At 34.3% G+C, this 9,914-nt stretch carries 8 protein-coding genes; 7 read left to right on the top strand and 1 reads right to left on the bottom strand.

Annotated features, from left to right (window positions below; genetic code table 11):
* Window positions 1-281 precede the first annotated feature (281 nt).
* Together BN349_RS16560 and pdaA are read left to right on the top strand one after the other, a co-directional pair.
* Entirely contained in the window at window positions 282-1,817 is a 1,536-nt protein-coding gene (locus BN349_RS16560) for a fumarate hydratase (RefSeq protein ID WP_019243451.1), read from the top strand.
* A 422-nt stretch (window positions 1,818-2,239) separates the two neighbouring features.
* Window positions 2,240-3,034: a delta-lactam-biosynthetic de-N-acetylase gene (pdaA, locus tag BN349_RS16555; RefSeq protein ID WP_019243450.1), complete on the top strand. Its 795-nt coding sequence runs from the start codon at window positions 2,240-2,242 to the stop codon at window positions 3,032-3,034.
* 49 nt (window positions 3,035-3,083) lie between these two features.
* Here pdaA and BN349_RS16550 read toward each other — a convergent pair whose 3' ends face one another.
* Window positions 3,084-3,713: a DUF1269 domain-containing protein gene (locus tag BN349_RS16550; RefSeq protein WP_019243449.1), complete on the bottom strand. Its 630-nt coding sequence runs from the start codon at window positions 3,711-3,713 to the stop codon at window positions 3,084-3,086.
* Window positions 3,714-3,958: 245 nt separating this feature from the next.
* Here BN349_RS16550 and BN349_RS16545 point away from each other — a divergent pair, with 245 nt between their 5' ends.
* From BN349_RS16545 to BN349_RS16525, 5 genes are all read left to right on the top strand, one after another.
* Window positions 3,959-4,843 (top strand): DNA-3-methyladenine glycosylase family protein, encoded by an 885-nt coding sequence (locus tag BN349_RS16545; protein WP_019243448.1) that lies wholly within the window; start codon window positions 3,959-3,961, stop codon window positions 4,841-4,843.
* Window positions 4,840-6,219: a 23S rRNA (uracil(1939)-C(5))-methyltransferase RlmD gene (gene rlmD / locus BN349_RS16540; protein WP_019243447.1), complete on the top strand. Its 1,380-nt coding sequence runs from the start codon at window positions 4,840-4,842 to the stop codon at window positions 6,217-6,219. The genes BN349_RS16545 and rlmD overlap by 4 nt, the downstream gene beginning before the upstream one ends.
* A 577-nt stretch (window positions 6,220-6,796) precedes the next feature.
* The gene (locus BN349_RS16535; protein WP_019243446.1) at window positions 6,797-7,663 is read left to right on the top strand and encodes a hypothetical protein; all 867 of its coding nucleotides are present in this window, start codon (window positions 6,797-6,799) and stop codon (window positions 7,661-7,663) included.
* Window positions 7,664-8,271: 608 nt separating this feature from the next.
* Window positions 8,272-8,967: a DUF969 domain-containing protein gene (locus BN349_RS16530; RefSeq protein WP_019243445.1), complete on the top strand. Its 696-nt coding sequence runs from the start codon at window positions 8,272-8,274 to the stop codon at window positions 8,965-8,967.
* Entirely contained in the window at window positions 8,967-9,896 is a 930-nt protein-coding gene (locus BN349_RS16525) for a DUF979 domain-containing protein (RefSeq protein ID WP_019243444.1), read from the top strand. The genes BN349_RS16530 and BN349_RS16525 overlap by 1 nt, the downstream gene beginning before the upstream one ends.
* The last annotated feature ends 18 nt before the right edge of the window (window positions 9,897-9,914 follow it).

The raw sequence follows: 9,914 nt of genomic DNA, 5'->3' as shown, positions 1-9,914 counted from the left end.
GCCTCTTTACGTAATTAGAAAGGAACCTGTAACAATGTCTAGCTTCAGCATATAACTCCTCGAGGTAATAAGCCAATCCGTCCAGAAGGTTAAAGAACATCTAGTCTGTTTATCTAATGTTGGTCGGGACTGAACGAGGTGCTTGCGCTTTTCTTAAGAAATGAACTTTCTCTTCATATTGCTTTTCCAAATTAGTATTGGAGCGTATAATAAAATTTAGTGAAAAGTGTCAACTTTCTATTAATAAGGTGAAAGCATAGTATCATAAGGGGGAACTATACATGAATACCGAAACATTTCAACAAAGCATGTATCAGCTAATTGTGGAAACTTCAACAAACTTGCCAAAGGATGTTAGACGTGCTTTACAACAAGCAAAGAAAAAAGAAATTGCTGGTACACGCTCAGCAATGAGTCTAGCTACAATTGCGGAAAATATCAATATGGCCGATGAAAATGTATCACCAATATGTCAGGATACAGGACTACCGACTTTTAAAATAAAAACTCCAATTGGCGTAAATCAACTTGAATTAAAACAAGCTATTTATGATGCAATGGTACAAGCTACAAAGGACGGTAAAATGCGTCCAAACTCAGTTGATTCTTTAACGGGAGAAAACAGTGGAAACAACTTAGGAATAGGTGTACCGGTTATTAAGTTTGAACAATGGGAAAAGGATTATATCGATGCTCGTCTTATCTTAAAGGGCGGCGGATGTGAGAATAAAAATATTCAGTATAGTTTACCATGTGAATTAGAAGGTCTTGGACGCGCAGGTCGTGATTTAGACGGTATTCGCAAATGTATTATGCATTCTGTATATCAGGCGCAAGGACAAGGATGTAGCGCTGGATTTATCGGAGTAGGGATTGGTGGAGATCGTTCATCAGGATATGATTTAGCGAAAGCTCAATTATTCAGAAGTGCAGACGATGTAAATCCAAACGAAGATCTTCGTAAATTAGAAGAATATGTAATGGAGCATGCGAATGAGTTAGGAATTGGTACAATGGGCTTTGGAGGAGAAACCTCACTATTAGGCTGTAAAATAGGTGTGATGCATCGTATTCCAGCAAGCTTCTTTGTGTCCGTTGCTTATAACTGTTGGGCATTCCGTCGTTTAGGAATGAATATTGATGCAACTACTGGTGAAATTAAAGAGTGGTTATATCAAGAAGGAGAAAAAATTAATCTTGTTACTGAAGAAGATCGTGCAGACGCTCCAAAAGAATCTGCTGAAATCGTTTTAGAAGCTCCTATTACAGAAGAAAAAATCCGATCTTTAAAAGTTGGAGATGTTGTTAAGATTAGTGGAATGATGTATACAGGCCGTGACGCGATTCATAAATATTTATCAGATCATGATGCACCAATCGATTTAAATGGTCAAATTATTTACCATTGTGGTCCAGTAATGCTTAAAGATGAAGAAGGAACATGGCATGTAAAAGCAGCAGGTCCAACGACAAGTATTCGTGAAGAACCTTATCAAGGAGATATCATGAAAAAATTTGGTATTCGTGCTGTAATGGGTAAAGGTGGTATGGGTGCAAAAACATTAGCAGCCCTAGAAGAACACGGTGGAGTATATTTAAATGCAATCGGTGGAGCTGCACAATACTATGCGGACTGCATTAAGTCTGTTGAAGGTGTAGATCTAATGCAATTTGGTATCCCAGAAGCTATGTGGCATTTAAAGGTAAAAGACTTCAAAGCGGTTGTTACAATGGATTCTCATGGAAATAGTCTTCATAAGGATGTTGACAAATCATCATTAGAAAAACTAACAGAATTTGCAGAGCGAGTATTTTAATAGATTAGTAATAGTTCATAAATAAATGAAAGGGGCCGTTCTCAAAAATGATAAAAACTCACTTTTGAGTGGCCTCTTCGCTTTATCTAACTTTTTTTATATGTTTTGTTTTTTTGCGCGCTTTATTAGGGTGATTTACAATATTTTTGCTCCTATATTATAAAATGAAAAATATAAATAAAGGATACAAAGGAAGAGGGTACCCAACCAAATCATGTTTTTGGGGACACCCTCTTTTTTGTGTCTAGACATCAGATTATTTTGTTGGTTTTTATCTAATTTCTTTTTTGAAAAAATGGAGAGAGTTAGATGGATAAAGGAAAATGCCACAGTTAAAAATAAAATACATTGAATTGTACTCATGATTTTCTATTCTTTTCAAATAATAATCATATGACTGTTAGGAGAAAGGATTGTAAATTATGAAAAAAGCATGCGTGATATTACTTTCAATTATTATCAGTTTTTCTTTCGTAAATATTACTTCGGCTGAACTCTCAAATAAGCCTTATGGATGGGGGTTCGTCAAAAGTAAAAATGGTGTTCCTGCTGATGCTGGTGCAGAGTTAAATGCTATTGTTAATAATCATGGTGCCGTATATAAGGATGAGACCAACGAAAAAGTTTTGTATATAACCTTTGATAACGGCTATGAAAATGGGTATACAGGACAATTTTTAGATGTGTTAAAAAAACATAAAGTACCAGGAATCTTTTTTGTTACGGGTCATTATTTAGAATCAGCACCTGAACTTGCTAAAAGAATGGTAAAAGAAGGACATCTTATTGGAAATCATTCTTGGCACCATCCTGATTTAACCACATTATCTAAGGATAAAATTGTTGACGAATTAAATTCTGTTCGAAAAAAGACTGAAGAATTAACTGGTCAAACAGGGATGCAGTACTTGAGACCTCCTCGAGGGATTTTTAGTGAAAGAACGATTGAAATAGCAAATAAAGCCGGTTATGTACATATTTTTTGGTCATTAGCGTATAAGGATTGGGATGTGAAAGCACAAAAGGGACCCGGTTATGCGTATGATAATATCATGAGACAAGTACATCCGGGAGCTATCATGCTCATTCATACAATTTCAAAAGATAATGCGGATGCACTAGATCGAGTGATTGTGGATTTGAAAAAGCAAGGTTATGTATTTAAAAGTATAGATGATCTAATTATGAAAAGAGAGATGAACAATTTAGGAATGTAATAGCTAAGCAAAGAAAAAAGGAAGCACCAGCCTCCTTTTTTTCTTTGCTTTATTTTTTTTGTCCCATTTTTTGTTTTATTTCTAAAAACTCATTTTTAATTTTGGCTTTATATTCAGCGACTTTTGCTTGTCTTGATTCTGTGCGCTTTTCTTTTATTTTCTCTTTTGTCTGTCTTTCAAGCTCTTTTTGTAGTTCGTTAGCATGTTCAACTTCTTCTTGAATAAAGCTAGCATCATAGCGAACAGTTACGGCGTCATAAGGCTCGATTGTTCGATCATAAGAAGCTTCTGTCTCTTCCTGAACAACTGCCATAATAACAACATCACCATCTTTTAATCGAGATGTAACGGATGCTAGTAGGCTATCTTCTTCCTCTACGTCCGTAGAATCAATGGCAGCCCCTATAACGGAACCCAGACCTAATCCTAATAAAACGCCTACTGGACCACCAAGAATACCGACTAATCCACCGATTAAACCACCTTTCCAAGTGTCATCGATGGTTTGTTTTCCCGTATCAAATCCATCTTTAAACAATATTTGTCCATCTACTTTTTTTAATATCGCTACTTGTGAAAAAGTAATTTTTTCATCAAAAGTACTTAGTTTTTTTAAATCAGATAAGGCTTGATAAGCTTCACTCTCAATGTTGAAATAGCTTACTACAATATTTTCCATTGTTCATTCCTCATTTCTGTTATTTAGATAGTTGCATCGACTAACTTGTGAAGTGTATGACTTCCTATTGTTAAGTATAAAAAAGAGGAAAAAGGGAATTGTGAATTTAATAGTAATTTTTTATAAAATTTTAAAAAATACATCACTATAATCCTTTTGGAGATCACTATGTATTTTCATTTCTTAGTAAAATAACTCTTATAAAAGTGTTATAATACGTAAAAGATTGGAAGGAGTACATCTATATGTGGAAGGAAATAAAAAACGTTTCTGCACCCTATCATTTTGAAGCGGTATTAGATCGATTATCTCTAGATCCATTGCAAACAATAAATATGGATGAAAGAACTATAAAAGTTCCCTTATATATAGATGGAAATCCAGAAATAATTACAATTACAGCGATCGGAACAATCAATCAGCCAGCTTTTGAAATAAGTGGTCCAGCTCAACAAACAAAAGATAAGGTGATGCAGAGAATAAGTAGAATATTTCATTGGCATATACCATTAGCGAATATAGAGCAGCATTTTAAAGATACCACATTGAAAAGTCTGTTTGAGATTCATCGTGGAACAGCGATTGTATTAGATTTTGACTACTTTGGTAGCTTAACTAAGTCCATTATTCATCAACAGTTAAACTTGAAATTTGCTTATGTGCTAACAACTAGATTTGTGCAAACCTATGGTGAAAAAATAGATGGAGTTTGGTTCTATCCCAAGCCAGAAAAAGTAGCAAAATTAACAGTTGAAGAATTAAAAGAATTGCAGTTTAGTGGAAGAAAAGCTGAATATGTAATTGGTCTTGCTAATGAGATTGTACAAGGAAATTTAGATTTAGAAGGCTTACTGAATGTAAACGATGAAGAAGTAATTGAAATCTTAACGAGGGTAAGAGGAATAGGGAAATGGACAGCTGAAAGTTTTCTATTGTTCGCATTAGGTCGTACTAATATTTTCCCAAAAGCGGATATTGGAATTCAAAATGCTATTAAAAATATATTACATTTACCCGAAAAACCTACTATCGATCAAATGCTGTCATATAGTAAACAATGGGAGCCTTATTTAAGCTATGCTTCCTTATATTTATGGCGTAGCACAGAAAAACGGAGTGAAAATAAATGAAAAAACAACAAGAAATGACGTTAAGTCTTGGACAAACATTTCCATTAACAATAAAAAGACTAGGGATAAATGGCGAAGGTGTTGGTTATTTTAAAAGGGGTGTAGTATTTATCCCGTGGGCTCTTCCAGGAGAAGAAGTTGTCGCTGAAGTAACGAAAGTACATCCTAAATTTGCTGAAGCAAAAGTTAAAAAGATACGAAAAGCATCAAAGCATCGTGTGAACCCACCTTGCCCTGTATATGATCAATGTGGAGGCTGTCAAATTCAGCACTTAGATTATGCCGAGCAGCTTAAAGAAAAGCAAGATATTGTGAAGCAAGCTTTTGAAAGATATACATCATATAAAATGGATGATTTAAAAATTCAAGAAACGATAGGTATGGACAAGCCGTGGCATTATCGTAATAAGAGTCAGTTCCAAGTAGGTGAAAAGGATGGGAAAGTTATTGCAGGTCTTTATGCATTAAACTCTCATCGCTTAATCGATATCCCAGAATGTATTGTTCAGCATCCAGCTTGTAATGAAGTAACAGTCACTGTGAAAAAAGCATTACAGGAACTAGGTGTACCTATTTATAATGAAAAGAAGAAATCAGGCATAGTTAAAACGATTATTGTACGTACTGGTTTTTCTACAGATGAGGTTCAAGTAGTAATTGTCACAGTTTCAGAAAAATTACCAAAGAAAAACCAGTTGATAAATATGATTATGGATAAACACCCAGAAGTAAAGTCCATTATTCAAAATGTAAACAAAAAAGATACTTCGTTAATTTTTGGAGAAAAATCCATTCATTTAGCTGGTGAAAATATTATTAAAGAAACACTTGGTGATTTAGCATATGAATTGTCGGCACGTACGTTTTTTCAATTAAATCCAATTCAAACTGTAAAATTATACGATGAAGTGAAAAAAGCGGCTGCTCTAACAGGAAATGAAAATGTTGTGGATGCCTATTGTGGAGTTGGAACAATTGGTCTTTGGTTAAGCGATGAGGCAAAAGAAGTACGTGGCATGGATGTTATTAAAGAGTCCATTGATGATGCGAAGCAAAACGCAGCTCGTCATGGGAAAAAGAATGTGAAATATGAAGTAGGTAAAGCGGAGAATGTCTTACCTCGTTGGATTAAAGAGGGGTGGAAACCAGACGTTTTAATAGTTGATCCTCCAAGAAGTGGTTGCAATCAATCATTATTAACTACGATTTTACGAGCGAAATCTAAAAAAATCATTTATGTATCATGTAATCCTTCTACATTAGCGAAAGATGTACAGGAATTAAGTAAACTTTATAAAGTGAAGAATATTCAACCAGTTGACATGTTCCCGCAAACTTCGCATGTGGAGTGTGTCGCAGAACTTGTATTGAAATAAGGCAGTTGCCCTCTTTTTGGGCGCTGCTTTTTTATGTTTCCTGTATTAAAAATCCTTCGGGGACTTTTTATATGGAACTTAATTGGAAAAATCTTATATCAGCATATGTGATTAGCACACGGATTAATTCATCCGTTTCTTTTCTAGGAAAGGAACTAGTTTATATATTGATTATATATGAAGCGCACCTATGCTTAACACTGATAATAAGGTGGTTATTTCTAAAGGTTTTCCAAAAGTTTCGCGACTTTTTGGAGACATTTATTTAGTGTTTATTTTAAGTTGTTTAAAAGAATAAAATTTTATTTTACATCAACATAAAATATTTTGTCAATAATTAATTTGTAAAATTATCAAAAAATGTTATGATAGTCTTACAATTGTTTTTTTTTAATCGTATTTCAAATTCTGTTGGGCTTTTTTGTAGATGAAATTCGGATACGTTTTTTATATCCTTTTTTAACGAAGAAAAATATCCAAACAGTTGTGTAAGCTTTAAAGTAAGTTAGTTGAATAAAATCATCAATATCCTATTTATTAGTAACCGAGTTTTTATTCTGCGAGGAGGACTTGAATAATGAATCTAATCAATAAGAAAGTTACACACAAGCGTTTTGGCATAGGTAATATAGTTAAGCATAATGATTCTAGGATTGAAATACATTTCGCATCGGAAAATAAAAAGTTTATTTTCCCTGATGTATTTAGCGAGCATCTAAAACTACATGATAAAAGTGATGCTAAGTCACTCGAAGAAATTCTACAAAAAAAGGAAAATGAACAAAAAGAGGAGGAATGGAAAAAGGAAGAGGAAAAAAAACTACAACGAAAAAAACTGGAACTTCGCTTAGAACACGAAAAACTTATGAAACATCATAAACTTCATCCCGAATCACAAATGGTTTTTTGGTGTGACACAGAAGAACAGAATAGTTCTTTTTCAGAGTGGAAGGTTTTTTCAGGCGTAATAAAAAGTGGTAATAACAAAGGGAAGCCGAACAAGCCGGTCCGCTTGTACCAAAATAGCGCTGTTCTTTTAACAGCAAGAGATTCCAGCATGCCTGAAAAAGACAGACGTATCTTAGGTGTCTATATGGTGAATGAAGGTTTTGTCGGTAAGCTTTCTGAAGATGGATATATTCCTGCTCATTCAAAATACAGACTCCAACTTACAGAGCAGGAATCGGATCAGTTGCTTTTCTGGGAATATTATGTGAATGAAAAATCCCCAGAAAAAGTGACATGGAATACAGGTAAATACCGTTATTTTGATAATTCATGGATGGCTCAAATTTTACTTGTTATTATTTCGCTGAAAAGTGACCCAAAGGAACGAGAGCTAGCACAACAATTTTTTGAACATTTCTGTAAAATGAATCGGATAACAGAACAAGAGTTACCAGAGCCTAATGGCGCATTAATGCGTATTAAGACCTTAGCCTAAAGATCAGTGAAGCGAATAAGAAAAAGGATTTCACTAAAATTGGACACGAGCATATATAATTAAACCCACCAGCAACTCATGTGTTGCCACACAAAGTCCACACACGTGGAGTGTGCCGTAAAACTTGTTTTAAAATAAGGCAGTCAGCCCCCTAATTAAGGGGGGCTGACTTTTTGTGTTTCTTGGAAAGGATTTACGAAACTGTATTGAATATGAATACTGCCATCCATTGTACAGATGATTCTGTTTACTAATGAATGAAATACTTGTAAGAAAGCTCAATAGTTTTTTAAGTTTTTGCTGGAATGTATGGAATAATGCTCCTCCATACATTCATTTAAAATAGCTTTCTTAAAAATCTTCCGACGGCTGTAAAGAGCTCTCTATAGTCTGCTTAAAACCTTCTTATATAAAAAATATAGCTGTCAAAATAGGTGGCTTTTTAATTTTTGAATATACGATATAAATGAGTTTTATTTTATTACTTTAATACGTTAAATTACCAAACAATACTATTTCTAAGTTATTTACAATTTTAAAGGTTTGATTATATAATGTATAAATATTATATTGATATAATTAATATTCATAGAGTAGGAGAGTAACTTATGGAATTAATAGGAATTTTAATTATCATAGTAGGCTTTGCTTTGAAGTGGGATACTATCGCAGTAGTTGTTATAGCGGGTATCTCTACTGGATTAGTAGCAAAGATGAATCCTATTGAAATATTGGATACACTGGGTGCTGCCTTTGTATCAAATCGTGTAACATGTTTATTTTTAATCACACTTCCTGTTATTGGGTTGAGTGAAAGGTATGGATTGAAGGCGAAAGCAGTTATGCTAATTAAGAAAGCAACAAGTTTATCAGTTGGTAAACTATTGAGTGGCTATACTTTAATAAGAAAAATAACGATTGGAATGGGAGTAACGCTTGGGGGACATCCACAATTCGTTCGACCACTGGTTAGTCCAATGGCTGAAGGTGCAGCTATTGCTAAGTATGGAGAAAAAATAGAAGAAAAAGATATAGAAAAGATAAGAGCGTATTCTGCGGCATCTGATAATATCGGTAACTTCTTTGCACAGAATATATTCATGGCAAATGCAGGTGTACTTTTAATTGCTTCTACATTAGAAGGAATCGGCATGCCGATAGATACACTGCAAGTTGTCAAAGTGGCAATTCCAGTAGCTGTCATTTCATTTGTGCTGTGGGTCATTCAAAATATGTTGTTTGATAAAAGGCTTAAGCAAAAATATGCTACTAAAGAAAATGAAAAAATTAGAGGTGATCAATAATGGATATTACACAAATCTCTAATTTGTTATTAGAAATATTTTATATAATCATCGGTTTATTCATGGGGATCACAATGGTATTCACGATCAAAGATAGAAACCATAAAACAAGAATCGGTACAGCTTTATTCTGGGGTATTCTTGCTGTAATTTTCATTCTAGGAAATTATATTCCAAGTACGATTGTCGGTTTATTAGTCGTTGTGATTGCTATTTTATCAGCAACAAAGCAAATCAATATTGGTACGTTTAAGCAGTTAGATGATACATTTGCAACTTTAAAAGCCGAAAAATTAGGTTTGAAAATCTTCATCCCATCTCTATCCATTGCAATTATCGCGATGCTTGTAGCATCTTTCACGGACTTTCCGGGTACGGTTGCGATTGGTATTTCAGCATTGTGTGCTCTAGCACTGACGTTCATCATCACTAAAGCAAAACCAAAAGAGTTATTGGAGGATTCAAACAGAACGTTCCAATCGATTGGGTCATTTGCTATTCTTCCTCAATTATTGGCTTCTTTAGGTGTGTTATTTACAACTGCGGGAGTAGGCGATAAAATTGCTTCTATCATTTCAAATGTAATCCCGACAGGTAACGCCTTGATTGGGGTAGCAACATACTGTATCGGTATGGCATTATTTACAATCATCATGGGTAATGCATTTGCGGCATTCGCTGTTATTACGGTTGGTATTGGTGTACCGTTCGTATTCAGCATCGGTGGAGATCCTGTAATCTGTGGAACGCTTGCTCTAACAGCAGGATACTGTGGAACATTATTAACACCAATGGCTGCAAACTTCAATATGCTGCCGGCCGTATTGCTTGAAATGAAAGATAAAAACGCAGTCATTAAAGTGCAAGCTCCTATAGCTTTAACATTGTTAGTTGTTCATATTTTCTTGATGTATGCTTTAGGATTTTAGGATTAAGAATATATTAAA

It is taken from the genome of Bacillus sp. AP8 (assembly GCF_000321185.1).
Classification (GTDB): domain Bacteria; phylum Bacillota; class Bacilli; order Bacillales; family DSM-1321; genus Bacillus_AD; species Bacillus_AD massilioanorexius.
Note: the sequence above shows the minus strand (reverse complement) of the source record. Positions and strands in the feature narration are given on the sequence as shown.